This is a genomic window from Streptomyces sp. NPDC021224 (genome assembly GCF_044332905.1).
Classification (GTDB): domain Bacteria; phylum Actinomycetota; class Actinomycetes; order Streptomycetales; family Streptomycetaceae; genus Actinacidiphila.
In genome coordinates, this window is sequence record NZ_JBIRPW010000013.1 from 49,051 (window position 1) to 74,793 (window position 25,743).

The 25,743-nt window shown below is 74.5% G+C and carries 21 protein-coding genes; 14 read left to right on the forward strand and 7 right to left on the reverse strand.

The annotated features are described in order from the left end of the window. Positions 1 to 61 precede the first annotated feature (61 nt). The 8 genes from ACH4PY_RS27355 to ACH4PY_RS27390 all read left to right on the forward strand — a co-directional run bounded on the left by ACH4PY_RS27355 (position 62) and on the right by ACH4PY_RS27390 (position 11,274). Positions 62 to 1,129, forward strand: coding sequence for an ABC transporter substrate-binding protein (locus tag ACH4PY_RS27355; RefSeq protein ID WP_398188316.1), 1,068 nt, complete (start codon positions 62 to 64; stop codon positions 1,127 to 1,129). Continuing rightward, positions 1,126 to 2,037 (forward strand): ABC transporter permease, encoded by a 912-nt coding sequence (locus ACH4PY_RS27360; RefSeq protein ID WP_398188320.1) that lies wholly within the window; start codon positions 1,126 to 1,128, stop codon positions 2,035 to 2,037. Before ACH4PY_RS27355 ends, ACH4PY_RS27360 begins: the two co-directional genes overlap by 4 nt. Next, on the forward strand, positions 2,013 to 2,918 hold the full coding sequence (locus tag ACH4PY_RS27365) for an ABC transporter ATP-binding protein (RefSeq protein WP_398188323.1): 906 nt from the start codon (positions 2,013 to 2,015) through the stop codon (positions 2,916 to 2,918). Before ACH4PY_RS27360 ends, ACH4PY_RS27365 begins: the two co-directional genes overlap by 25 nt. After that, positions 2,902 to 4,296, forward strand: a complete 1,395-nt coding sequence (locus ACH4PY_RS27370) for an LLM class flavin-dependent oxidoreductase (protein WP_398188326.1) — start codon at positions 2,902 to 2,904, stop codon at positions 4,294 to 4,296. The genes ACH4PY_RS27365 and ACH4PY_RS27370 overlap by 17 nt, the downstream gene beginning before the upstream one ends. Next, the gene (locus ACH4PY_RS27375) at positions 4,293 to 8,222 is read left to right on the forward strand and encodes an ABC transporter ATP-binding protein (RefSeq protein WP_398188329.1); all 3,930 of its coding nucleotides are present in this window, start codon (positions 4,293 to 4,295) and stop codon (positions 8,220 to 8,222) included. Before ACH4PY_RS27370 ends, ACH4PY_RS27375 begins: the two co-directional genes overlap by 4 nt. Beyond that, the gene (locus tag ACH4PY_RS27380) at positions 8,219 to 9,256 is read left to right on the forward strand and encodes an aldo/keto reductase (RefSeq protein WP_398188332.1); all 1,038 of its coding nucleotides are present in this window, start codon (positions 8,219 to 8,221) and stop codon (positions 9,254 to 9,256) included. The genes ACH4PY_RS27375 and ACH4PY_RS27380 overlap by 4 nt, the downstream gene beginning before the upstream one ends. Before the next feature lie 111 nt (positions 9,257 to 9,367). Continuing rightward, positions 9,368 to 10,303: an NAD-dependent epimerase/dehydratase family protein gene (locus ACH4PY_RS27385; RefSeq protein ID WP_398188335.1), complete on the forward strand. Its 936-nt coding sequence runs from the start codon at positions 9,368 to 9,370 to the stop codon at positions 10,301 to 10,303. After that, positions 10,300 to 11,274 (forward strand): RNA polymerase sigma-70 factor, encoded by a 975-nt coding sequence (locus ACH4PY_RS27390; protein WP_398188338.1) that lies wholly within the window; start codon positions 10,300 to 10,302, stop codon positions 11,272 to 11,274. Before ACH4PY_RS27385 ends, ACH4PY_RS27390 begins: the two co-directional genes overlap by 4 nt. A 51-nt stretch (positions 11,275 to 11,325) precedes the next feature. Here the strand turns inward: ACH4PY_RS27390 and ACH4PY_RS27395 are convergent, their stop codons facing one another. From ACH4PY_RS27395 to ACH4PY_RS27415, 5 genes are all read right to left on the reverse strand, one after another. After that, a complete protein-coding gene (locus ACH4PY_RS27395) occupies positions 11,326 to 12,246 on the reverse strand; it encodes an NADP-dependent oxidoreductase (RefSeq protein ID WP_398188341.1) in 921 nt (306 codons plus the stop codon). A 43-nt stretch (positions 12,247 to 12,289) separates the two neighbouring features. Continuing rightward, positions 12,290 to 13,024, reverse strand: coding sequence for a GNAT family N-acetyltransferase (locus ACH4PY_RS27400; protein ID WP_398188344.1), 735 nt, complete (start codon positions 13,022 to 13,024; stop codon positions 12,290 to 12,292). A gap of 128 nt (positions 13,025 to 13,152) precedes the next feature. Continuing rightward, the gene (locus ACH4PY_RS27405) at positions 13,153 to 13,764 is read right to left on the reverse strand and encodes a TetR family transcriptional regulator (protein WP_398188347.1); all 612 of its coding nucleotides are present in this window, start codon (positions 13,762 to 13,764) and stop codon (positions 13,153 to 13,155) included. Further along, a complete protein-coding gene (locus ACH4PY_RS27410; RefSeq protein WP_398188350.1) occupies positions 13,761 to 15,422 on the reverse strand; it encodes an MFS transporter in 1,662 nt (553 codons plus the stop codon). Before ACH4PY_RS27410 ends, ACH4PY_RS27405 begins: the two co-directional genes overlap by 4 nt. Before the next feature lie 119 nt (positions 15,423 to 15,541). Next, positions 15,542 to 16,501: a Ku protein gene (locus ACH4PY_RS27415; protein ID WP_398188354.1), complete on the reverse strand. Its 960-nt coding sequence runs from the start codon at positions 16,499 to 16,501 to the stop codon at positions 15,542 to 15,544. Positions 16,502 to 16,539: 38 nt separating this feature from the next. Here ACH4PY_RS27415 and ligD point away from each other — a divergent pair, with 38 nt between their 5' ends. Beyond that, on the forward strand, positions 16,540 to 17,424 hold the full coding sequence (gene ligD, locus ACH4PY_RS27420) for a non-homologous end-joining DNA ligase (RefSeq protein ID WP_398188357.1): 885 nt from the start codon (positions 16,540 to 16,542) through the stop codon (positions 17,422 to 17,424). Positions 17,425 to 17,496: 72 nt separating this feature from the next. On the opposite strand, the gene ACH4PY_RS27425 is transcribed toward ligD, so the two are convergent. Continuing rightward, complete coding sequence (locus tag ACH4PY_RS27425) at positions 17,497 to 18,150, reverse strand: hypothetical protein (protein WP_398188360.1); 654 nt, start codon at positions 18,148 to 18,150, stop codon at positions 17,497 to 17,499. A gap of 128 nt (positions 18,151 to 18,278) precedes the next feature. Here ACH4PY_RS27425 and ACH4PY_RS27430 point away from each other — a divergent pair, with 128 nt between their 5' ends. The 5 genes from ACH4PY_RS27430 (at position 18,279) to ACH4PY_RS27450 (ending at position 24,905) form a co-directional block, all read left to right on the forward strand. Next, on the forward strand, positions 18,279 to 20,459 hold the full coding sequence (locus tag ACH4PY_RS27430; protein ID WP_398188363.1) for an alpha-galactosidase: 2,181 nt from the start codon (positions 18,279 to 18,281) through the stop codon (positions 20,457 to 20,459). A 140-nt stretch (positions 20,460 to 20,599) separates the two neighbouring features. Beyond that, a complete protein-coding gene (locus ACH4PY_RS27435; protein WP_398188366.1) occupies positions 20,600 to 21,955 on the forward strand; it encodes a M20/M25/M40 family metallo-hydrolase in 1,356 nt (451 codons plus the stop codon). A 113-nt stretch (positions 21,956 to 22,068) separates the two neighbouring features. Further along, positions 22,069 to 23,523: a YfcC family protein gene (locus ACH4PY_RS27440; RefSeq protein WP_398188616.1), complete on the forward strand. Its 1,455-nt coding sequence runs from the start codon at positions 22,069 to 22,071 to the stop codon at positions 23,521 to 23,523. A 156-nt stretch (positions 23,524 to 23,679) separates the two neighbouring features. Then, positions 23,680 to 23,919, forward strand: a complete 240-nt coding sequence (locus tag ACH4PY_RS27445; protein WP_398188369.1) for a DUF397 domain-containing protein — start codon at positions 23,680 to 23,682, stop codon at positions 23,917 to 23,919. Between the two features lie 83 nt (positions 23,920 to 24,002). Beyond that, positions 24,003 to 24,905, forward strand: coding sequence for a helix-turn-helix domain-containing protein (locus tag ACH4PY_RS27450; protein ID WP_398188372.1), 903 nt, complete (start codon positions 24,003 to 24,005; stop codon positions 24,903 to 24,905). A 15-nt stretch (positions 24,906 to 24,920) separates the two neighbouring features. Here ACH4PY_RS27450 and ACH4PY_RS27455 read toward each other — a convergent pair whose 3' ends face one another. Beyond that, positions 24,921 to 25,736 carry an SAM-dependent methyltransferase gene (locus tag ACH4PY_RS27455; protein ID WP_398188375.1) on the reverse strand — a complete coding sequence of 272 codons (816 nt, stop codon included), beginning with the start codon at positions 25,734 to 25,736 and terminating at the stop codon, positions 24,921 to 24,923. Between the last annotated feature and the right edge of the window lie 7 nt (positions 25,737 to 25,743).

A 25,743-nucleotide genomic window follows, 5' to 3' on the forward strand; every position in this document is an offset into this window, starting at 1 on the left:
CAGCTCCCGCCCACGCCACGACCGGACCCCGGGTCCGGCCCTTCCTCCCCAGGAATCCGCCATGACTGACCGCACCATCGCCGCAACCGTCCCGCGCCGCTCCCTCCTCGCCCTCGCCGGGGGCGCCGCGCTGCTCGCCGCGTGCTCGCGCAGCACGTCCGCCTCGATCGACTCGGTGCCGACCCGCGCACTTCCCTCGGGGGCGCCGCCGCCCGGCACGAAACTCGCGATCTCCATCCACACCGCGCAGTTGCAGCTCGCCGAGTCCGGTCTGGACAAGAAGCTGCCCTTCACCGTGTCCAGCTGGCCGAACCTGTCGGCGGGCCCCGATGTGATCCAGGGGTTCCGGGCGCATTCCATCGACCTGGCGAGCAACGCCGGGATCCCGCCGATCCAGGCCGAGGCCATCAAGGTCGGCGCCCGGATCGTCGCCGTCCAGTCCCGCGACCACCCGATCTACACCTTCGCCACCGCGCCCGGCTCCGGTGACGCCATCGCCTCCGCGGCGGACTTCCGCGGCAAGAAGATCGCCTTCTCGCAGGGCCAGGCGCAGGGCGTGGTGGTGCTGCGCGCGCTGAAGGAGGCGGGCCTGAAGAACTCCGACGTCTCGCTCGTCCCGCTGCCCAGCACGCAGTTCCTCACCGCCCTGCAGTCCAAGCAGGTGGACGTCGCCCCGCTCGGCGAGCCGACGCTCACCAAGTACCTCGGCCAGTACGGCAAGGACGGCGCGCGCGGGGTGAAGACCGACGTCGTCGACCTGCTCACGATCCTGTGGGCGCCCACCGAGGTGCTCAACGACGACGCCAAGGTCGCCGCGATCCGCAGCTTCGTCCCGCTGTGGGCGCAGGGCGTGGTGTGGGCGTGGGAGCACACCGACCAGTGGATCCAGCGCTACTACGTCAAGGACCAGGGCGTGACGACCGCGGACGGGCAGCGCATCGTCGCCTCCCAGTCGCAGCCGCAGTTCCCGCGCAGCTGGGACCGGGCCATCGCCTGGGAGCAGGAGACCGCCGACCTGATGGCCGCCGGCGGCTTCGTCCCCAAGATCGAGGCCGAGAAGCTCTTCGACCGGCGCTTCGAGGGACTGGCCTCGCAGGCCGTACCGGCGACCTACCAGGTGGCGTCATGACCGACATCCTTCCGACACCCGTCGCGGCGCCCCCCACCGCGCCCGGCGCCCGTACCCTCCCCGACCCCGGACAGGCCGCGCCCGCGCCCGCCCGGACCGCCAAGGCCAGGACCGCCAAGGCCCCGGCCCGGCGCCGGCGGCTCGGACCCGGCAGGGCGATCCCCTTCGCGCGGCTGGCCGGACCGGTGCTGCTGGTCCTGGTCTGGTGGGCCTCGTCCGCGCTCGGCTACCTCGACCCGCGCATCCTGTCCGGCCCCGGCGCCGTCGCCTCGACCTTCGTCGACCTGGTCAGGAGCGGGCGGCTGCAGGACAACATGGTGGTCTCGCTGCAGCGCGCGGGCCTCGGGCTGCTCTTCGGCGTCCTCGCCGGGGTGGCGCTCGCGGTCGCCGCGGGGCTCAGCCGGATCGGCGAGTACCTGCTCGACGGAACGCTCCAGGTCAAGCGGGCCATCCCGTCGCTCGCGCTGCTGCCACTGATGATCCTGTGGCTGGGCATCGGCGAGGAGATGAAGGTCGTCGTCATCGCCGTGGGCGTCGCGGTGGTCGTCTACATCAACACGTACGCCTCGCTCACCGGCATCGACCGCAAGTACGTCGAGCTGGCCGAGAGCCTGGACCTGACGCGGCCGCAGTTCATCGGCCGGGTCGTCGTCCCCGGGGCGCTGCCCGGCTTCTTCGTCGGGCTGCGGCTCGCCGTCACCGCGTCCTGGCTCGGCCTGGTCGTGGTCGAGCAGGTCAACGCCACCAAGGGCCTCGGCTACATGATGTTCCAGGCCCAGCAGTACGCCCAGTCCGACGTCATCATCGTGGGCCTGGTGGTCTACGGGGTGTTCGGCTTCGTCTCCGACGCGGTCGTGCGTGCCGCAGAACGGAAGGTGCTCTCATGGCGCCGTACGCTGGCGGACTGACCGCCGAGCGCCCCGCCGCCGGGGCCGCCGCGCCCGCCGTCCGCACCGCCGGGCTGGTCCGCTCCTTCGGCGACCGGGACGTGCTGCGGGAGCTGGACCTGACCGTGGGCCAGGGCGAGTTCATCGCACTGCTGGGCCGCAGCGGCTCCGGCAAGTCCACGCTGCTGCGGGCCGTCGCCCGGCTCGACCACGGGGTGGCCGGGTCCGGCGAGCTGAGCGTGCCCGAGCGGGTCTCGCTGTCCTTCCAGGACTCCCGGCTGCTGCCCTGGCTGCGGGTGCTGGACAACGTGGTGCTCGGCATCCGCGGCAAGCAGGCCAGGGAGCGCGGCCGCACCGCGCTCGCCGAGGTCGGCCTCGCGGGGCGCGAGCGGTCCTGGCCGCACGAACTGTCCGGCGGCGAGCAGCAGCGGGCCGCGCTGGCCCGCGCACTGGTCCGCGAGCCCCAGCTGCTGCTCGCCGACGAGCCGTTCGGGGCGCTCGACGCGCTGACCCGGCTGCGGATGCACGGCCTGCTGCGCGAGCTGTACGAGCGGCACCGCCCGGCGGTGCTGCTGGTCACGCACGACGTGGACGAGGCCGTCGAACTCGCCGACCGCGTCCTGGTGCTGGAGGACGGCCGGATCGCGCTGGACATCGCCGTCGAGCTGACCGGCCCGCGCAGCCGCCGCGACCCGCGCTTCCAGGAGTACCGCGACACCCTGCTCGCCGCGCTCGGCGTCGAGCTGCCCGAGCTGCCCGAGGCGCCCGCGCCGCACGCCCGCGCCGCCGCACCCGTCCACCCCGACCCGGTGCACCCCCACCCCGTCACCCACGCCGCCTCCGCCCCCGCCCGCGCGCTCGGCCACGACCAGGAGAAGAAGGACCATGACCCCGAGGACTGACCGCAAGCCGCTGCACCTCAACGCCTTCCTGATGTCCGTCGGGCACCACGAGGCCGCCTGGCGGCTCCCGGAGAGCCCGGCCTCCGGCGGCACCGACATCGACCACTACCGCAACCTCGCCCGTATCGCCGAGCGCGGCAGGCTCGACTCGCTCTTCCTCGCCGACAGCCCCGTGCTCATGGGCGACCCCGGCCGCCGTCCCGGCAGCAAGCTGGAGCCCACCGTGCTGCTCACCGCGCTCGCCGCGGCCACCGAGCACATCGGCCTCATCGCAACGGCCTCCACCAGCTACAACGAGCCGTACAACCTGGCCCGCCGGTTCGCCTCGGTCGACCACATCTCCGGCGGCCGGGCCGGCTGGAACATCGTGACCACCGCGGGCGCCGACGCGGCCCGCAACTTCGGCCTCGACGACACCCCGCTGCACCACGACCGCTACCTGCGCGCCGCCGAGTTCGTGGACGTCGCGACGAAGCTGTGGGACAGCTGGTCGGACGACGCGGTCGTGGCCGACAAGGAGTCCGGCGTCCACGCGCGGGCGGACAAGGTGCGTAAGGTCGGCCACCGGGGTACGTATTTCCGGGTGGACGGACCGCTGAACGTGCAGCGCTCCCCGCAGGGCTACCCGCTCCTGGTGCAGGCCGGCTCCAGCGAGGACGGCAAGGACTTCGCGGCCCGCTACGCCGAGGCGGTCTTCACCGCCCAGCAGACCCTCGAAGAGGCCGTCGCCTTCTACAAGGACGTCAAGCAGCGCGCCGCCGCCATCGGCCGCGACCCCGAGGGCATCAAGATCCTGCCCGGCATCGTGCCCGTCATCGGCGACACCGAGGAGCAGGCGCACGCCCTCGACGACGAGCTGGACCGGCTCATCCGCCCCGAGTACGCGGTGCGGCAGCTGTCCAAGACGCTGCGTATCGACCCCGAGCGGCTGGAGCTCGACAAGGAGCTGCCCGCCGACATCCCCGGCGAGGACGAGATCGAGGGCGCCAAGAGCCGCTTCACCCTCATCGTGGAGCTGGCCCGGCGCGAACGGCTGACCGTGCGCCAGCTCATCGGGCGGCTCGGCGGCGGGCGCGGCCACCGCACCTTCGCCGGCACCGCGGTGCAGGTCGCCGACACCATCGAGGAGTGGTACGACGCGGGGGCCGCCGACGGCTTCAACATCATGCCCGCCGTGCTGCCCTCCGGTCTGGAGCTGTTCGTCGACCGGGTCGTGCCGATCCTCCAGGAGCGCGGCCTGTTCCGCACCGAGTACACCGGCCGCACGCTGCGCGAGCACTACGGGCTGCCGCGCCCCGCCAACCGCCTGTTCGACCCCGCGGACACCGGCGCCGGCCGCGCCGGGCACCTCGGCATCGCACTATCGGAGGTTTCGTGACGGACTGTACGAGCACCGCACCCGGGCCGGCCGCCGCGGCGGCCGGCCCGGCCGCGCCGCCGCCCGGCTGGATCCGCCGGCTAGCCGGCTACTGCCTGCGCCACCGCACCGACCTCGTCGCCGCGTTCGGCGGCGCGGTCGTCGCGGCGACCGCGACCGCCGTCCTGCCGCTGGTGCTGCGGCACGTCGTGGACGCCGTCGCGTCCGGGGCCGACAGCCCGCTGGGCTGGTGGATCGGGCTGCTGGCCGGGCTCGGCGCCCTCCGCTTCCTCGGCGGCTTCACCCGCCGCTACCGGGCCGGGCGGCTGTCCCTCGGGGTGCAGTACGACCTGCGGGGCGACGCCTTCGCCGCGCTGCTGCGGCTCGGCGGGCGGCAGCAGGACTCCTTGCGCACCGGCCAGATCGTCAGCCGCTCCATCTCCGACATCACCCTGATCCAGACGCTGCTCCAGTTCCTGCCGAACATGACGGGCAACGCCCTGATGTTCGTCGTCTCGCTGTGCTTCATGGCCTGGCTCTCACCGCTGCTGACGCTCGTCGCCCTGGTCGTCGGCCCGCTGCTGTGGCTCATCGTGCGCAGCAGCCGCCGCCACCTCTTCCCCGCCAACTGGCACGCCCAGCAGGAGGCCGCCGAGGTCGCCTCCACCGTCGAGGCCGCCGTCACCGGGGTGCGCGTCGTCAAGGGCTTCGGGCAGGAGGGGCGCGAGCTGACCGCGCTGGAGGGGCGCGCCCGGCGGCTGTTCGCCTCCCGGCTGCGGGTCGTGCGCTGGACCAGCCGCTACACGCCCGCCCTCCAGGCGGTGCCCGCGCTCGGCCAGGTCGCCGTCCTCGCCCTCGGCGGCTGGCTCGCGCTGCACCACCGGATCTCGCTCGGCACCTTCCTCGCCTTCACCAGCTACCTCGGCTCGTTCGTCACCCCCGTCCGCCAGGTCGCCACGCTGCTGACGGTCTGGCAGCAGGCCAGGGCCGGCACCGAGCGCGTCCTGGAGGTCATCGACGAGGCCCCCGCGATCACCGACGCCCCCGGTGCGACCGACCTGCCGCCCGGCCCGCCCGCGCTGAGCTGGCAGGACGTCACCTTCGGCTACGGCGACGGCAGCCGCCCGCTGCTGCGCGGCTTCAGCCTCGAGATCGCCCCCGGCGAGACCGTCGCCCTCGTCGGCCCGGCGGGCTCCGGCAAATCCACCGCCGCGGTGCTGCTGCCGCGCTTCTACGACGTCGCGTCCGGCGCCGTGCGCGTCGGCGGCACCGACGTGCGCGAGCTGCGCACGGCCTCGCTTCGCTCCGCGATCGGCTACGTGTTCGAGGAGAGCCTGCTGCTCTCCGACACCGTCCGGGCCAACATCGCCTACGGCGCCCCGGACGTGCCGCAGGAGCGGATCGAGGAGGTGGCGGCGATCGCGCGGGCCGACGAGTTCGTCCGGCGGCTGCCGCAGGGCTACGACACCGTCGTCGGCGAACAGGGCCTGACCCTCTCGGGCGGGCAGCGCCAGCGCATCGCGCTCGCCCGCGCGCTGCTGTGCGATCCGGCGGTGCTGGTGCTCGACGACGCGACCTCGGCGATCGACGCGCGCGTGGAGGCCGAGATCCACGACGGGCTGCGGGCCGCGACCCGCCGTCCCACCACGCTGATCATCGCCCACCGCCGCTCGACGCTCGAACTCGCCGATCGCATCGCGGTGCTGGACGGCGGCCGGGTCGTGGACACCGGCACCATGGACGAGCTGCGCTCGCGCTCCGCGCTCTTCCGCAGCCTGCTGTCCGCGACCGACTCCGGCGACCCGGACGACCCCGCCGCCCCTCACGACCACCCCGCCGAGGACGTCCCGGCCGCGCAGGACGACACCGCCGCGCCCGCCGTCACCGCGCACCTGTGGCGGCGCACGGACGCGCCCGACGACTCCCGGCCCGGCAGCGCCGACCTGCGGGCCGCGCAGACGCTCGCCCTCAACTCGGCCACCGCGGGCGGCGGCCGCGGCCCCGGCGGCGGTGTGCTCGGCGCCGCGCCGCCCACCCCCGAACTCCTCGCCGGACTCGCCCGGATGCCGCTGCCGCCCGCCGACCCCGACGTGCCCGCCGACCGGGCCCGGGCCGCCGACCCGCACCTGGGCCTGCGCGCGCTCGTCGCCCCCTTCCGGTGGGCGCTGCTGCTCGGGCTGCTGCTGGTGGCCGCCGACGCCGTCGCACAGATCGCACTGCCGATCCTGGTCCGGCACGGCGTCGACGCCGGTGTGGCCCGGCACTCGGTCGCCGCGCTGGTGACCGCCGTCGTCGCCGCGGCCGCGGTCGTCTGCGCCGACTGGGCGGTCGGCGTCGTCCAGACCCGCGTCACCGGCCGTACCGGCGAGCGGCTGCTCTACACCCTGCGGGTGAAGACGTACGCCCAGCTCCAGCGGCTCGGCCTGGACTACTACGAGCGTGAGCCGGCCGGACGGATCATGACGCGGATGACCACGGACGTGGACGCGCTGTCGAACTTCCTGCAGACCGGCCTGATCACCGCGGTCGTCAGCCTGCTGACCGTCCTCGGCGTGCTGGTCACCCTGCTGGTCGTCGACGCCGGGCTCGCGGTGGTGCTGCTGTGCGCGCTGCCCGTGCTGATCTGCGGCACCGCCGTCTTCCGCCGCTTCTCCGTGCCCGCCTACCACGAGGCCCGCGAACGGGTCAGCGCCGTCAACGCGTGCCTGCAGGAGAACGTCAGCGCCATCCGCGTCACCCAGGCCTTCCGCCGCGAGGAGCGCAACGCCCGCGACTTCGCCGTGCTCGCCGCCGCCTTCCGCGACTCCCGGCTGCGCGCCCAGCGCAACATCGCCGTCTTCTTCCCCTTCGTCGAACTGCTCGGCGTGCTGTCCACCGCCGCCGTCCTCGCAGTCGGCGCCGGGCAGGTGCGCTCCGGGGCGCTCACCGCGGGCACCCTGATCGCCTTCCTGCTCTACGTGGACCTCTTCTTCTCGCCGATCCAGCAGCTCTCCCAGGTCTTCGACGGCTACCAGCAGGCCGTCGTGGGCCTGTCGCGGCTGCGCACGCTGATGCGCACCCCGACCGGCACCCCGGCCGCCGCCGACCCCCGGCCGGTCGGCGCGCTGCGCGGCGAACTCGCCTTCGACGGCGTGTCCTTCGGCTACGCGGGCGGCGGCGGCCAGGAGGTGCTGCACGATCTGACGCTGCGCATCGCCCCCGGCGAGACCGTCGCCCTGGTCGGTGCGACCGGCGCCGGGAAGTCCACCGTCATGAAGCTCCTCGCCCGCTTCTACGACCCCACCACCGGCGCGGTGCGGGCCGACGGGCACGACCTGCGCGCCCTCGACCTCGGCGGCTACCGGGCCCGGCTCGGCCTCGTACCGCAGGAGGCGCACCTGTTCAGCGGCACCGTGCGGGACGCCATCGCGTACGGCCGCCCCGGCGCGGGCGACGCCGAGGTGGAGGCGGCCGCGCGCGCGGTCGGGGCGCACGAGATGGTCGCCGCGCTGCCGCTGGGCTACCTCCAGCCGGTCGGCGAGCGCGGCCGGAACCTGTCCGCGGGCCAGCGGCAGCTGCTCGCCCTGGCCCGCGCCGAACTCGTCGACCCCGACGTGCTGCTGCTCGACGAGGCCACCGCCTCTCTGGACCTGGCCGCCGAGGCCCGGGTCACCGCCGCGACCGAGGCGCTGACCCGGCGGCGCACCACCCTGGTGGTCGCCCACCGGCTGACCACCGCCGCCCGCGCCGACCGGATCGTGGTCCTGGACCGCGGCCGCGTCGTCGAGACCGGCACCCATACCGCCCTGCTCGCGGCCGGCGGCCCCTACCGCCGGCTCTGGGACGCCTTCCGGCAGGCGGGCGCGTCCGCGTCCGTCGACCAGCTGGCCTCCGCCGCACCGGAACCCCGGCCCGGGACCGGTCCGGCCCCCGTTCACGACACGCTCCTCGACAAAGGACAACGATGACCGAGTACCGCCCCTTCGGACGCACCGGCGTCAAGGTCAGCCCGCTGTGCCTGGGCGCCATGATGTTCGGCCCGCGCGGCAACCCCGACCACGACGACGCCGTGCGGATCATCCACCACGCCCTGGACTCCGGCATCAACTTCGTCGACACCGCCGACGTCTACTCGGCCGGCGAGTCGGAGACCGTCGTCGGCAAGGCACTGGCGGGCGGCCGCCGCGACAACGTCGTGCTGGCCACCAAATTCCACGGCAGCCTCGGCGACGACCCCAACGAGCAGGGCAACAGCCGCCGCTGGATCGTCCGCGAGGTCGAGAACAGCCTGCGCCGGCTCGGCACCGACTGGATCGACCTCTACCAGGTGCACCGCCCCGAGCCCGGCACCGACTTCGACGAGACCCTGGGCGCGCTGTCCGACCTCGTCCACCAGGGCAAGATCCGCTACATCGGCACCTCCACCTTCGAGCCCTCGGCGATCGTCGAGGGCCAGTGGATCGCCGAGCGCCGCGGCCGCGAGCGGGTGGTCGCCGAGCAGCCGCCGTACTCGCTGCTCGCCCGCGGCATCGAGCGCGAGGTGCTGCCGGTCGCGCAGCGCTACGGCCTCGCGGTGCTGTCCTGGAGCCCGCTGGCCGGGGGCTGGCTGTCCGGCCGCTACCGCAAGGGCGCCGAGCAGCCCGTCTCCAGCCGCGCCGACCGGCAGACCGCCCGCTTCGACATCGGCTCCGCGGAGAACGCCGCCAAGCTCGCCGCGGCCGACGCGCTCGCCGCCCTCGCCGACGAGGCCGGGCTCACGCTCGTCCAGCTCGCCCTCGCCTTCGTGCTGGAGCACCCCGGCATCACCTCGGCGATCATCGGCCCGCGCACCTTCGAGCAGCTGGCAGGCCAGCTCGGCGCCGACAAGATCACGCTGGACCGCGAGGTGCTGGACCGGATCGACGAGATCGTGCCGCCCGGCGTCAACCTCGTCGCCCGCGACGCCGGATACGTCCCGCCCGCGCTCACCGACCCCGCGCTGCGCCGCCGCTCGCACGGCTGAGGCGCGGTCCGGTCGCACCCCCGCCCCGCCCGCCGTGTCACGTCGGGCGGGGCTGCCTCGTCATAACCCGGGGGGACGGTACACGGCGAGGGATTCGGGAAGGTGATGGTCATGCGGGTGTTCGTGGCGGGCGGGACCGGGGTGCTCGGGCGGCGGCTGGTGCCGCAGCTGGTGGCCCGCGGTCACCAGGTCACGGCCACGACGACGAGCGCGGCGAAGCTGGACGTGCTGCGCGGGCTGGGCGCCGAGGGCGTCGTCATGGACGGCCTGGACCCGGCGGCGGTACGGGCCGCGGTGGCGGACGCCCGCCCCGACACGGTCGTGCACCAGATGACGGCGATCTCCCTGGCGCACGCCGGGAAGCCCGACATCAAGCACCCGGACCGCTGGTTCGCCGCCACCAACCGGCTGCGCTCCGAGGGCACCGACAACCTCCTCGCGGCCGCCGCCGCGGCCGGGGTGCCGCATGTCGTCGCCCAGGGCTACGCCAGCTGGAACGGCATCCGCGAGGGCGGCTGGGTCAAGACCGAGGAGGATCCGCTCGACCTGCTCACCGGCACCGCCGCGCAGTACGGCATGGAGGTGCTGGCACACGTCGAACGGGCGGTCCTCGCGACGGGCGGCGCGGTGCTGCGCTACGGGGCCTTCTACGGACCCGGCGCCATCGACGACCAGGTCACACTGGTGCGCAAGCGGCAGTATCCGCTGGTCGGCAAGGGTCAGGGGTACAGCTCCTGGATCCACCTGGACGACGCGGCGAGCGCCACCGTGCTCGCCGTGGAGCAGAAGGCGCACGGCGTCTTCAACGTCGTCGACGACGAGCCCGCCCCGGCCGCCGAGTGGCTGCCCCACCTCGCCCGGTGCGCGGGGGCCAAGCCGCCGCGCCGGGTGCCGGTGTGGCTGGCCCGGCTGCTGGCCGGCGACCAGGCGGTCGTCATGATGACCGAGGGCCGCGGCTTCTCCAACGCCAAGGCCCGGCGCGAACTGGGCTGGGAGCCGCGGTACCCCTCGTGGCGGCAGGGCTTCCGGGCGGAGCTGGAGGCGTGACGCCCGCCGCGGAGTTCGAGGAGCTGCGGCCGCTGCTGTTCTCGATCGCCTACCGGATCCTCGGCAGCGTCAGCGAGGCCGAGGACGCCGTGCAGGAGGCGTGGCTGCGGGACCGGACCGCGCCCGTCCGGCCCGACTCGCCGCGCGCCTACCTCTCCGCGGTGGTCACCCGGATCGCGATCGACGTGCTGCGCTCGGCCCGGGTCCGCCGCGAGGAGTACGTCGGCCCGTGGTTCCCCGAGCCGCTGCTCGCCGACCCCTACCAGGACCCGGCGCGCTCGGCGGAGCTGGCGGACTCGGTGTCGATGGCCGCGCTGCTGCTGCTGGAGCGGCTCAGCCCGCTGGAGCGCGCGGTCTTCGTGCTGCGCGAGGTCTTCGGCTTCCGCTTCCCGGAGATCGCCGCCGCCGTCGGGCGGTCGGAGGGGGCGTGCCGGCAGCTCGCGGTACGCGCCCGCCGCCACATGGACGCGGGCCGCCCGCGCTTCGAGGCCGACCGGCGCGACCGCGAGGAGCTGGCCGGGCGCTTCCTCGACGCCTTCCGGGAGGGCGACGTCCAGGCCCTGCGGGACATGCTCGCCGCGGACGTGGCGATGGTCGCCGACGGCGGCGGCAAGGGCCCGAACTTCTTCACGCCGGTCGTCGGCGTCGCCAGGGTGGCGCGGGTGCTGGCCGCCCTCGCCGAGTCCTTCACCGCGCTCGGCGCCGGTCTGGAACCGCACCGGCTCAACGGCCAGCCGGGGGCGATCTTCCGCGACCGGGAGGGCCGCGTCATCAACACCTGGACGCTCGACGTGCTGGACGGCCGGATCCAGGCCATCCGCACGGTCGTCAACCCCGACAAGCTCGGGCACGTCGGGCCGGTCGCGGACGCCTGGGAGCTGGTGCGGACGTCCTTCCCGGGCCGCGGCCCGCGATCCGGGAGGGTCCCGCTCCCGCGGCGGGGGTCCGGGCCGCCGGGCGGGGGCCGCTGACCGGGCACGGCGCGGGGGCCGAGCCGCCGTCCGGTGCCTGCCCGGCGGGACTCAGCCGCCGACCGTGAGGACGATCTTGCCGCGGGTGTGGCCCTCCTCCACCGCACGCAGCGCCGCGCCCGCCTCGGCGAGCGGGAAGGTCCGCGTCACGTATGGATCCAGCGCGCCCGCCACCACGAGCGCGGCCACCGCGTCCAGCACCGCCCCGGTGCGCTCGCGCACGATCGCCGCCCCGCCCAGCTCCACGGCCCCCTCCTTGTCGGCCCCGCTGACCAGCCGGGAGCGGTCGCCGAGCAGGGCCGCGACCTCGCGCAGCGGCTCGCCGCCGACCAGGTCGATGATCCCGTCCACCCCGCCGGGCGCCGCCGCGCGGATCCGGTCGGCGACGCCGGGGCCGGAGACGACGTGCACCGCGCCCAGCGACTCGGTGAAGGCCCGCTTGCCCTCGCTCGCGGTGCCCACGACCTTCAGGCCGCGGTGCCGGGCGATCTGCGCCGCGGCCGTCCCGACCCCGCCGCCGACCCCGTTGACCAGCAAGGTGGCGCCCGGCGGGAGCGCGAGCTGGACGACCGCGTCGTACGCGGTCGCGGCGGCGACGGGCAGCGCGGCCGCGTCCGTCCACGTCAGACCGGCGGGTTTGTGCGCGGTGCCGGCCGCGGGCAGCAGCGTCAGCTCGGCGTAGCCGCCGTTGTCGGCGTGGCCGAAGACCTCGTCGCCGGGCGCGAAGCCCTCGACGTCCGGGCCCACCTCGACGACGACGCCCGCGGCCTCGCTGCCGAACACCGCGGGCAGCTCGGTCGCCGCGCCGCCCGGCCGCCGGTAGCCGGTGCGCCGCTTCCAGTCGACGGGGTTGACCCCGGCGGCGCGCACCGCGACCAGCAGCCGGCCCGGCCCGGGTACGGGCCGCGGCAGGTCGGCGAGGGACTCGGTCTCGGGGCCGCCGAAAGCGGTGTGGATGTACGCGATGGCCATCTGGTGCTCTCCTGTGCTCGGTGGTGGCGGTGCCGTCCGGCGGTCAGCGGGCGGGGTCGGCGGCCGGGATCTTCGAGAAGTGGAAGTGCACGTCCCGGCGCCGGGAGAAGCCCAGCGACTCGTAGAGCCTGATGGCACCGGTGTTGACGGCGGCCGCGTGCAGGAACGGTGTGTCGCCGCGGGCCGCGACACCCGCCGCGGTGTGCAGCACCAGCCGGGAGGCCAGGCCCTGACCCTGGTGCTCGGGGTCGGTGCAGACCGCGCTGATCTCCGTCCAGCCCGGCGGCCGCATCCGCTCACCGGCCATCGCGACGAGCCGCCCCTCCCGGCGGATGCCGTAGTACGCGCCCATCTCGACCGTACGGGCCGCGAACGGGCCCGGCCTGGTGCGCGCCACCAGCTCCAGCATCTCGGGGACGTCCGCGGGGCCGAGCCGCTCCGCCTCGTCGTCGGTCAGCGCCGTGACGGAGGATCCGACCATCTGCACGCCCTGACCGGCACTGCCGGGCTCCCAGCCGCCGGGCAGCGCGTCGGCCCCGGTGAGCGCGAAGGCGTTCCCGGCGCCGACCAGCGCGGCCAGATCCGCCCAGCCGCGCGGGTCGTCGGGGTCGGCGACGGCCACGAAGGGCGACACCTCCGGGTGGAAGCGGGCCGCGGACCCGGCGGTGACGGCGAGGGCGGCCTGCGGGCCGGTCAGCGCGGCCCACACCGGGTTGTCCAGCGGGTGCGCGGGCGGTGCGGGGTGGGCCGGCTGGGCGGGTTCGAGGCTGGTCGACATGGTCGGGCTGCTGCTCCGTTTCTGCGCCGGCCTGGTCGGCGCTCACCCGAGGTGCAACCCGTTGCGCCCGCAAGATCTTCCGCCGCGCGCCGCCGTCCCGTATGGCGGACGTGCCCGGTCGCCCCGGGTCAGAACCGCAGGCCGCCGGACAGCAGCGCGAACTGCCGGTCGTACAGCGGCACCAGGTCCACCTCGCCGTCGTGCTCCACCCAGTGCCGCACCACCGCGGTGGAGACGGCCATCAGGGCGGCGGCGGTGCAGCGCACGTCCAGGTCGTCGGCGGCCCGGCCGGTGCGCTCGGCGATCACCTCGGCCACCGAGTCCTGGCTGCGGATCAGCTCGTCCCACGAGCGCGCCCGCAGCGCCGGGTCGGTGAAGCCCAGCCGGGTGCGCAGCAGCAGCTCGTCGCGGTCGGCCTCCAGCATCCTGCCGAGCGAGTCGGTGAGCGCGATCCGCAGGCTGTCGAAGACCGGCTCGCCCGGCGGGCGGGCCCGCAGCGCGTCGGCGAGCGCGGCGTCGTAGTCGTCGTCGAGGACGACGTCCTCCTTGGTGGGGAAGTAGCGGAAGAACGTGCTGGGGGAGACCTCGGCCGCGGCGGCGATCTGCTCCACGGTGGTGCCCTCGTAGCCCTGGGCGGCGAAGAGGCGGTAGGCCTCGCGGCGGATGGTCGCGAGGGTGCGCTGCTTCTTGCGCTCCCGCAGGCTCGTCCCGGGCGCGGCCGGGGTCTCCTTGGCGTTCATGCCGGCGATTCTCCGCGCTCGGGCACCGCCCCCGCCAACCCGGCCCCTGCCGCGTCCGTCGTCCCCGTCCCGTCCGCCAAGCCGGCCGGCCGCGGTACGGACCCGGGCCCGGCCGGGGCGGTTGCCGGGGCGGGGGCGCCGGATGCGTCCCGGCCGGGCAGGAAGAGCGCCCCGAGCAGCGCGCCCGCGACCGCGATGGCGCAGCACACCAGCAGCGCCAGGCCCATGCCGTGCAGGAAGGCCCGGTGCGCGGTGTCCGCGAGAGCCGGGTCGCGCAGCCGGGCGGCGACCTCGTCGGCGCCGCTGACCGAGTCGCGCGCCTGCCCGGCGTCCGCGGCCGACAGCCCGGCCACGTGCAGCCGGGCCAGGTAGCCCGCGCTCAGCAGGCTGCCGAGCCCCGCCACGCCGAGCACGCCGCCGACCTGCTGGACGGTCTCCAGCAGGCTGGTGCCCCGCCCGGAGGCCCCGGGCGGCAGCGACGCCATGACCAGGCTGGTCGCGGGCACGGTGGCGAGCCCGAAGCCCAGCCCGGTCAGCGTCAGCCACACCGCCGCGTAGCCGTACCCCGCGCCGCTGCCGGTGGCCGCGCCCAGCAGGGTGCCCGCGGCCAGCACCAGCAGTCCGGCGGGCACCACGACCCGGGCGCCCAGCCGCGGGACGAGCTGCTCGCTCAGCGCGGCGGCCGCCATCAGCCCGGCGATGAGCGGCAGGATCCGCAGCCCGGTGCCGAACGCGTCGTGCCCGAGCACCGCCTGGAGGTACTGCGGCACCACGAACAGGATGCCCATCACGGCGAAGTTCACGAAGACGGCGACGAGCGTGCCCCAGCGGAACCGCGGGTCGGTGAAGAGTCCGCTGTCCACCAGCGGGAAGGGGTGGCGGCGCTGCTGCACGACGAAGGCCGCGAGCAGCGCCGCCCCGCCCGCGATCCCGGCGAGCACCCGGGCGCTGCCCCAGCCGTCGCCGGGCACCAGGATCGTGCCGTAGACCAGGCCGGTGATGCCCAGGCCGCTGAGCAGCGCGCCCGCCAGGTCGAAGGGCGCGGCCGCGGCACGGGCGCGCGGCGGCTCGGCGGGCAGCAGCAGGAGGCAGGCCGCCAGCGCGAGGGCGAACAGCGGCACGTTGAAGAGGAAGACCGAGCCCCACCAGAAGTGGTTCAGCAGCCATCCGCCGATCAGCGGGCCGACCGGCAGCCCCAGCGCGGTGGCCGCCGTCCACACGCCGATCGCCTTGGGCACCTCCTCGGGCCCGAAGACCTTCGGCAGCACCGCCATCGACACCGGCATGATCATCGCCGCGGCCAGCCCGAGCACGGCCCGTATCGCGATGAGCTGCCCGGGGCTGTCGGCCTGGGTGCCGGCGAGCGAGGCGAGGCCGAAGAGCGTGACGCCGGCGATCAGGATCCGGCGGTGCCCGTAGCGGTCGCCGAGCAGCCCGACCGGGAGCATGCCCACCGACAGCGCCAGCAGGTAGCCGCCGTTGATCCACTGCAACTGGGCGCTGTCGGCGCCGAGTTCACCGGCCAGCGTGGGCAGTGCCACGGTGACGACGGTGCCGTCGAGCGCGACGGTCAGCACGCTCAGCGTCAGGGCCGCCAGCACCCACCACCGGCGGGGCGAGGAGGCGAGCGTCGGGGGAGGGGTGGCGGGCGCGGACATGGCGGCCTCCAGGGAGTCGGCTGTGCAATGACAGTAGACTCCCATGAAGAGGTGTGATGTCAAATGAAAGTCGACCCTCAATTCTTTGCGTGGCGGGCCGTCCGGCCGCTCCGGCGGGGTCAGTTGGCCTTGCGGCGGCTCGCCGCCTTCTTCGCGGGGGCCTTCTTCGCCGTCTTCTTGGCCGCCGTCTTCTTCGCCGCGGCCTTCTTGACGGGACGCTTGCCCGTACCGCCGCCCTTGCCCGACCGGCCGCCGATGTCCGTCACGGTCGCGTCCTTGCCCTCCTCGCCCCCGCCGCCGCCCGCGCGGCCCTCCTGGGCCTGGTCCACCGAGGCCTGGAGCGCCGCCATGAGGTCCACGACCTGGCCGCCGCCGGTCTCGCCCTCGACCGTGGGCGGTTCGGCGCCCTCCAGCTTGGCCGTGACCAGCGCCTCGACCGCCGCCGCGTACTCGTCGTGATAGGCGGTGAGGTCGGCCTCGCCCAGCGCCTCGATGAGGGTGTCGGCGAGTTTCAGCTCGTTGTCGGAGATGTTGACCTTGCCGCGCGGTGCCGCGTCGGCCGCCGAGTTCAGCTCGTCGGGCCAGCGCAGCGTCTGGAGCAGCAGGATGTCGTCGCGGGCGGTGATCAGGGCCAGGTGCTCGGAGTTGCGCATCGCGAACTTGCCGACCGCCGCCTTGCCCGAGCGGGAGAGCGCCTCGCGCATCAGCACGTAGGGCTTGTTGGCGGTGGGGGAGGAGGGGGCGAGGAAGTACGGCGTGTCCAGCTGCATCTGGTCGATCCGCGCGGTGTCGACGAAGCCGCTCACCTCGATGGTCTTGGCGGTGGGCAGCGGCAGCGCCTGGAGTTCGGCGTCGGTGACCTCGACGAGCTGGTCGTCCGGGGTCTCGAAGGCGCGGCCGATCTCGGCGGAGGACAGCACCTCCTCGTCCAGCTCGCAGGTCTTCTGGTAGCGCACCCGGCCCTGGTCGGCCAGATGGATCTGCCGGAAGCCGATCTTGTGGCTGGACACCGCGGACCCGAGCTTCACCGGGATGGAGACCAGGCCGAAGGCGAGGGTCCCGCTCCAGACGCTGCGCATAGCATGTCCCTTTGATCCGGATATGGGATCTTTAGGGTATGCCGATCACCGAGGTCGGGGGACGCCGGATCACCCTCAGCCACCTCGACCGGGTCCTGTGGCCGGACACCGGCACCACCAAGGGCGAGCTGCTGCACTACTACGCGACCGTGGCCGACGCCCTGATCCCGCACTGCGCCGGGCGCCCGGTGAGCTTCGTACGCACCCCCGACGGCGTGCAGGGGCAGCGTTTCTTCCAGAAACGCCCGCCCGCCGGTACGCCCGACTGGGTGACGACCTCCGAGACGCCGCGCAAGAGCGGCGAGCTGATGCCGCAGGTCCAGATCAACGACCTGGCCACCCTGATGTGGGCGGCGAACCTGGCCTGCGTGGAGATCCACACCCCGCAGTGGCGGTCGGCGGAACCCGGCGCCGCGGACCGGCTGGTCGTCGATCTCGACCCCGGACCCGGGCGCACCGTCGTCGACTGCTGCGAGGTGGCGCTGCTGCTGCGCGACCGGCTCGCCGCCGACGGGCTGCACGCCTGGGCGAAGACCAGCGGCTCCAAGGGGCTGCACCTGTACGCCGCGCTGCGCGACGCCGACGCCGAGCGGGCCTCGGCCTACACCCGCGCCGTCGCCCGCGAGCTGGAGCGCGCCCACCCCGACCGCGTCGTCTCCCGCATGGCCAAGGCCGACCGCACCGGGCGCGTCTTCCTCGACTGGTCGCAGAACTCCCGCAAGAAGACCACCGCGACCCCCTACACCGTCCGCGCCCGTCCCGAGCCCACCGTCTCCACGCCGCTGTCCTGGGACGAGGTGGAATCCGCGGCCTCGCCCGCCGACCTGGCCTTCACGATCGCCGACGTCCCCGCGCGGCTGGCCGCCCACGGCGACCTGCTGGCCCCCCTGCTCGCGCCCGCGTCCGCCGCCCCGTTGCCCTGAACCGCGGGCGCTTCCCCGCCCGGGGGGCGCTTCCCGAGCGGGGACGTCTCGACGCCGCGCCGGCGCCGCCCGTCAGCCGCGCGGTTCGCCGTACCAGCGCCACTTCTCCTGGCGCGGGCGGTCCGGCAGGGCGACGCGGCCGGTCGACCACAGCAGCGCGGGCCACGGGTCGGTGTCCGCCGGGGCGTGCGGGAAGAGGCGGTGCAGGGTGCGGGCGCACAGGGCGGGCGGCGGGGTGAAGGGCGGCAGGCCGAGCCCCGCGGCGATGTCGTGGACGTGGACGAGCGTCTCGACGACGCCCATCGCCGCGAAGCCCTCCGGGTCGGCGGCGCCGAAGCCGTGGTGCGCGCGCACCTGCGGCGGGGTCACCCGCACCATCGCGGCCAGCAGCGCGCCGCAGCCGTCCAGCACCTGGAGCAGACCCGCGGTGCCCTCCTTGCGCTCGACGAAGACGGTGCTCGCCGGTCCGCCGGGGAATTCGCGGTGCCAGGTGACCGGCACGTGTGTCGTCAACGGCGGCCGTTCGGGCCCGAGTTGCAGTGCGTACGCGAACAGGTCGTCGGCCAGGTGCTCCGCGGTCTGCCAGCACGTCCACGTCAGGTCGCCCGCCGGGGCGTCCCAGCCGTCCTCGGGGGCCTCGCGCAGGGCGGCGATCGACAGGCGTACGGCCTCGGTGACGTCGTCGGCGGTCACCGGCCCGGGAGTGTGTGCTGCGGCTGAGGTCATGCCCGGCACCGTACCGCGGGGCGGACCCGCACCGGGCACGTCCTTCCTGACGTTGGAATCTGTTGACCACCGAATGAAAAGCGCCCTAGATTCACCATGATCGAACGCGAGGCCTGAAAGGACTCCCCATGCCGACACCCCCCGCCCGTGTCCTCGCCCTGCGGGCGGCGGGCACCGCGCTCGTCGTCGAACTGACCGCGCCGGTGCCCCGCGTACTGCACTGGGGCGCCGACCTCGGCGCGCTGTCGGACGCGGACACCGCCGCGCTCGCTCTGACCGCCGACCAGGTGGTGCTCAACAACGCCCTCGACGTGCCGCGCCGGCTGACCGTCTGGCCCACCGAGGCCGACGGCTGGTCCGGGACCCCGGCGCAGGAGGGCCACGCGGCGGGCGGCGCCGCCGCGCCCGGACCGGTACTGACCGGCAGCACGCACACGCAGTCCCCGGCGGGCGGCGGCGAGATCGTGCTGTCCCTCACCGACACCGCGACCGGCCTCGACACCGAGCTGACGTACCGTCTCGAACCCTCCGGTGTGCTCGCCGCCTCGGCCACCCTGACGCGCCGCGCCGACGCCGGACCCGAGCCGTACGACCTCGCGCGCGTCACCACCCTGCTGCCGCTGCCCGGACGGGCCACCGAACTGCTGGACTTCACCGGCAAGTGGAGCCGCGAGCGGGTGCCGCAGCGCCGCCCGCTCGGCTACGGCAGCCACGTCCGCGAGGCGCGGCGCGGCAAGCCCGGCGCCGACTCGCCCTACCTGCTCGCCGCCGGCGCGCCCGGCTTCGGCTTCCGCACCGGCGAGGTGTGGGGCGTGCACATCGCCTGGAGCGGCGACCAGCGCTACCTCGCCGAACGGCTGCCCGAGGGCGCGGGCGTGCACGGCGGTGTCCTCGGCGGCGGCGAACTGCTGCGGCCCGGCGAGATCCGCCTCGCGCCCGGCGACACCTACCGCACCCCCGTGTGCCACTTCGCGTGGTCCGGCGCCGGACTCGACGGCCTCGCCGACCGCTTCCACGCCCTGCTGCGCGCCCGCCCCGGCCACCCGCACAGCCCCCGGCCGGTCGTCCTCAACAGCTGGGAGGCCGTCTACTTCGACCACGACCTCGACCGGCTGCGCCGCCTCGCCGACCGGGCCGCCGAGGTCGGCGTCGAGCGCTTCGTGCTGGACGACGGATGGTTCACCGGCCGCCGCGCCGACAACGCCGGCCTCGGCGACTGGTACGTGGACCCCGCCGTGTGGCCCGAGGGCCTCGGCCCGCTCGCCGACCACGTCCGCGCGCTCGGCATGGACTTCGGGCTGTGGGTCGAGCCGGAGATGGTCAACCCCGACTCCGAGCTGGCCCGCGCCCACCCCGACTGGATCCTCGGCCCCGCGCGCGGCCTCGGCCCCACCTCGCGGCAGCAGTACGTGCTCGACATCAGCCACCCGGACGCCTGGGCGTACCTGCTGGAGCGCATCGGCACGCTCGTCGGCGAGTACGGCATCGGCTACCTCAAGTGGGACCACAACCGGGATCTGCACGAAGCCGTGCACGGACCCGGCGACCGGCCCGCGGGCCACGCCCAGGTCGAGGCGCTCTACCGGCTGCTCGACACACTGCGGGCCCGCCACCCCGGGCTGGAGATCGAGAGCTGCGCCTCCGGCGGCGCCCGTATCGACCTCGGCATCCTCGCCCGCACCGACCGGGTCTGGACCTCCGACTGCAACGACCCGGTCGAACGCCAGGCGATCCAGCGCTGGACCGGGCAGCTGCTGCCGCCCGAGCTGATGGGCTCGCACGTCGGCGCCGAGCGCAGCCACACCACCGCACGCGTCACCACCGCCTCCTTCCGCCTCGTGACCAGCCTCTTCGGCCACCCCGGCATCGAGCAGGACCTCACCGCCTGCGCGCCGGAGGAACTCGCGCTCATCACCGCCTGGACGGCGCTCTACCGCGAGCTGCGCCCGCTGCTGCACAGCGGACGGCAGATCCGCGCCGACCTCCCGGACGACGCGGTGCTGCTGCACGGCGTCGTCGCGCCCGACACCTCCGCCGCGCTCTACTGCTGGGCCCGCACCGAGACCTCGGCCGACGGCCAGGCCGGACGCGTGCCGCTGCCCGGCCTCGACCCCGCGGCCGCCTACCGGGTGCGGATCCGCACCGAGCCCGGCCTGCCGTCGCTGCACCAGAACGCCGGGCCCGCCTGGTTCACCGCCGCGCTGGAGGGCTGGGTGCCGCTGCCGGGGGCGGTCGCGGTGCACGCCGGGCTGCCCATGCCGACGCTGAACCCCGGTCAGGCGCTGCTGCTGGAGGTGCGCGCGGCCTGAGCCGCGGTCCGCGGTCCGCCGTCCGCCCGCCGCCCGTTCGGCCCACCCCGGCCTGCACGGGCGGCGCGGCGTGCGCCAGGGTCTGAGGTGGACAGCCGTGCCCGGGCCCGGGCACGGACCAGCCGGACCGGGGAGCGCCGATGGACCTCAGCAGCACGGTGGACAGCCTGATGGAGGGCCTGACCGCGGACCTCGCCCGGCTCGCCGCGATCCCCTCCGTCGCCTTCCCCGGCTACCCGCGCGCGGAGGTCGAGCGCGCCCACGACCTGCTGGTGGAGCTGCTGCGGGACGCCGGGGTCGAGCACATCGAGCGCCTCGACCTGCCCGACACCGCGCCGGTGATCTACGCCGAGGTGCCGCCACCGGACCCGGACGCGCCGACCGTGCTGCTCTACGGCCACTACGACGTCCAGCCGCCCGGCGACGAGTCGCTGTGGCTCTCCCCGCCGTTCGAGCCGACACCCGTCGAGGGGGGCCTGCGGGCGCGCGGGATCGCCGACGACAAGTCCAACGTCATCGCCCACATCGGAGTGCTGCGCGCGTACGGCGGCCGCCCGCCGACCGGCCTGAAGATCGTCCTGGAGGGCCAGGAGGAGTACGGCAGCGCCTTCGACGACTACCCGCCGACCGACCCCGCGCGCTTCGCGTGCGACGCGATGGTCATCGCCGACATGGGCAACCTGCGCCCCGGCACCCCCACCCTGACGACGGGTCTGCGCGGCGTCGCCGAGGTCGTGGTGGAGGTCCGCACCCTCGCCGAGGCCCGGCACAGCGGGGAGTTCGGCGGGGCCGCCCCCGACGCGCTGCTCGCGCTGCTGCGCGCCCTCGCCGGGCTGCACGACGAGCACGGTGACGTCGCCGTCGAGGGGCTGCGCCGCGAGGAGTGGCGGGGCGCGTCGTACACCGACGAGGAATTCCGCGAACTGGCCACCGTCGCCGACGGGATGCCGCTGACCGGCAGCGGGAGCCTCGGCGAGCGGCTGTGGAGCGGCCCGGCGATCACCGTGATCGGCCTGGACGCCCCCGCCGTGGACGGCGCAGCCTCCGCCGTCGTCCCGTACGCCCGAGCCAAGCTCAACCTGCGCGTGCACCCCCAGCAGGACCCGCGGGAGGCCACCGACGCACTGGTACGGCACCTGCGCGCCCAGCGCCCGTACGGCATCGCGCTGACCGTCACCCCGAGCGACGCGGGCCCCGGCTTTGAACCCGCCACGGACGGGCCCGCCTACCGGGCGGCGCGCGCGGCGCTGCGCGAGGGCTGGGGGAGCGAGGCGCAACTGGCGGCCAGCGGCGGCTCCATCCCGCTGGTCAACGGGCTCGCGAGGGCCGTGCCGGACGCCGAGGTGCTGCTCTTCGGCGCGCAGGACAGCATGTGCAACCTGCACGCGCCCAACGAGCGGGTGCTCTTCTCCGAACTGCGCGGCGCCGTCGTCGCCGAGGCGGCCTTCCTGCGCGAGTACGCCGCGGACTTCAGGGCGGCGGGCGGCCGGCGGTGAGCGCCGCGACGGCGGGCCCCGGCACGTCGGCGGACGGCGCCGGGCCGCCGTCCGCCGACGGCGGGGGCGACGGCGGCGGGAGCGGCGGGCACCGCTTCACCTTCCCCAGCGCGCTGACCGTCCTGGCCCTGGTCACCGTCGCGGTGTGGGCGCTGGCCTTCGCGATCCCGTCCGGCGAGTACCGCCGCAACGCCGACGGCAAGCCGATCCAGGGCACCTACCACCACGTCCCCTCCGGTCTGAGCTTCGGCGGCCACCTCAAAGACCTCTTCCTCTCGCCGGTCAACGGCCTCTACGGCATCCAGGACCCGAAGACCGGCGCCGTCGGCCCGGACAACACCGGCGATCTGTACGGCAGCGCGGGCGTCTTCCTCTTCGTGCTGGCCATCGGCGCGTTCATCACCGTGGTCTTCGCGACCGGGGCCCTGGACCGCGGCATCGCCCGGCTCGCGCACGCGCTGCGCACCCGCGGCGCCCTGCTGATCGCCGGCATCATGGTCGTCTTCTCGGTGCTCGGCACGGTCGAGGGCTTCGCCGAGGAGACCCTGGGCTTCTACGGGCTGATCGTGCCGCTGATGCTCGCCCTCGGCTACGACCGCATGGTGGCCACCGGCACGATCATCCTCGGCGCGGGCGTCGGCGTGCTGTGCTCCACCGTCAACCCCTTCGCGACCGGCGTCGCCTCCTCGGCCGCCGACATCTCGCTCGGCGACGGCATCGCGCTGCGCTCCCTGATGTGGGTCGTGCTGACCGCCGTGACGGTCGGTTACGTGGTCCGCTACGGCCACCGGGTGCAGCGCCGCCCCGAGCGCTCGATCAGCGGCTTCCTGCCCGGCGACCGCGAGCAGGGCGCGGAACGCACCCAGGAGCCGCCGGAACTGACCCGGCGGCACAAGACCGTGCTGGCCGGGGTGGCCCTGGTGTTCACCTTCATGATCTTCTCGGTGGTGCCCTGGTCGAGCGCGCTCACCGGCAAGGCCGACGCCGTGCCGTACGGCTGGGAGCTGGACTGGTCCTTCGCCGAACTCGCCGCGCTCTTCGTCGTCGCGGCCGTGCTCGTCGGGCTGCTCGCGCGGATGGGGGAGCAGAAGCTCAGCTCCACGATCGTGCAGGGCGCGGCGGACTTCATCTCGCCCGCGCTCGTCATCATGCTGGCCCGCGGCGTCACGGTCATCATGAACAACGCCAAGGTGACCGACACCGTGCTGCACGCCATCGAGGGCGTCGTCTCCGGATCGTCGAACGCGCTCTTCGCGGTCATCGTCTTCGTCGTCAACCTGCCGCTGGCCTTCCTCATCCCCTCCACCTCCGGCCACGCCACCCTCGCGATGCCGATCCTCGCGCCGCTCGCCGACTTCGCGGGCGTCTCCCGCGCTGTCGTCGTCACCGCGTGGCAGGCCGCGAGCGGCTGGATGAACCTGTGGGTGCCCACCACGGCCGTGACGATCGGCGGGGTCTCGCTCGCCAAGGTCCGCTACGACCGGTACCTGCGCTTCATCTGGCCGCTGCTGGCCATCCTCTTCGTGCTGATCTGCGGATTCGTCTCACTCGGCGCTGTCGCCACCTGACGCGGGCAGGAGACGTGGCGAGGGCCGGGGCAATGTATGCAATTGCATCGGGAATTGCAGCTGCAGGTGCGGGGTAGACCCCGGATGCGGACACCACTCGACGGTGCCCGTGCGGCGCACCAGCCGGCGGAAGCAAGCCCGAGAGGCGGTACGGCGATGACCGAGCAGTTCGGCAACGGTGTTCAGGCCAGCAGCATTCCCGGAGTGGAATGGATCAAGAGCGCCCGCAGCAACCCGAGCGGAAACTGCGTGGAGTTCGCGCGACTTCCCGACGGAGGGGTGGCGGTTCGCAATTCCCGGTATCCCGACGGGCCGGCTCTGGTATACACACGGGAGGAGATAACCGCATTCGTCGGAGGCGCCAAGGACGGCGACTTCGACACCTTCACGGTGTGAAGCCTGCGGTGTGACGCCCCAGGGGCGGGTCGCGGGCTTCGCGGAGCAGTACCGGCCGTTCCGGTACCACTCGGGGAGCCCGCATGACCGCACAGCCGCAGCCCGCCTCGCCCTTACCCCTGTTCGAGCGCCGCCCCGAGATGGGTTCCCGGGCCATGTCCCGGGTGCTCGGCACCTACTTGCGCGCCCTGCGGGAGAGCTGCGGCTGCTCCCCGGCCGTGGCGGGCGCCCACATCCGCGCGCACGCCTCGAAGATCAGCCGCATGGAGACCGCGCACGTCTCCCTCAAGGCCCGCGACGTCGACGAACTCCTGCACCTCTACGGTGTCGGTGAGGCCGAGCGCACCGAGATCGCCCGCCTGGTGCAGCGCGCCACCGGCCCCGACTGGTGGCAGCCGTACGGCGAGATCGTGCCCGACTGGCTCCAGCAGCTCATCGGCCTGGAACGGGACGCCCACCTGGTCCGCAGCTACGAGACGCAGTTCGTGCCCGGCCTGCTCCAGACCGAGCGGTACGCGCGGGCCGTCGTCCACAGCGGCCACCGCCTCGCGCCCGCCGAGGAGAACGCCCGGCGCGTCGACCTGCGCCTGGAGCGGCAGCGGCGGATGACCGAGCCCGGCGCCCCCGTACTGTGGGCGCTCGTCGACGAGGGCGTGCTGCACCGCCCGGTCGGCGGCGCCGAGGTGATGCGCGAGCAGCTCACGTATCTGCTGGAGGTGCTGCGTCAGCCCGGCGTACGGCTGCAGATCGCCTCCTACGCCGCGAGCGCCGCGGCGACCCCGGGGACGTCCGTCACCTACCTCCGCTTCGCGCAGGGCTTCCTGCCGGACATGGTGTACCTGGAGCACATGACGAGCGCGGTCTACCTCGACCGGCTCGCCGACGTCGACCACTACCGCGCCGCGCTGGACGAGCTGAGCGCGCTCGCCGCGACCCCGGCGGCCAGCCGGGTGCTCCTGGAACAGGCCCTCCAGCGCTACCGCTGACGCCGGGCGGGGGCGTCAGTCGATCCGGCCGACGCCCCCGTACTCGATCCACTCCATGCTCGGCTGCCGCGGCACCAGGTCGGAGTCCGGGCGCCAGGTCGACACCTCGACGAGCCCCGGCTCCAGCAGCCGGGTGCCCTCCAGGAAGTGCCGGACGTCCGCCTCGCGCCGCACCTCGCCCCAGTTGCCGTCCGTGGTGCGGTCCATGAAGTCGGTGACGCCGCGCCGCGTCTCCTCGTCCTCGCTCACCAGCTGGCACACCACCAGGAAGCTGCCGGGCGGCACCTTGGCCGCGGCGCGCTGCACCACACCCGCCGGGTCGTCACGGTCCGGGATGCAGTGCAGCACCGACACGAACAGCACCGCGACCGGCTGCTCGGTGTCGATGAGCCGCTTGACCTCCGGATGCGACCACACTGCCTCGGTGTCACGCATGTCCGCCTGGATCACGGCGGTGTTCTCGTTCTCCTCCAGCAGCGCCCGGCCGTGCGCGAGGACGATCGGGTCGTTGTCGATGTAGACCACCCGGCACTCCGGGTCGACCCGCTGGGCCACCTCGTGCACGTTGTCCTGCGTCGGCAGGCCCGAGCCGTGGTCGACGAACTGCCGGATGCCGTAGTCCTCGGCGAGCCGCCGCACCACCCGGCGCAGGAACGCGCGGTTGTTCACGGCCAGCACCTTGGTGCTGGGGACCTGCTCCAGCAGTTCCTCGGTCGCCGCCCGGTCGGCGGGGTAGTTGTCCTTGCCGCCCATCAGGTAGTCGTACATCCGCGCCACACTGGGCACGTTGACGTCGATGCGGTCCGTCAGCGGGACATGCGCGTCGTCCATCGGGTCC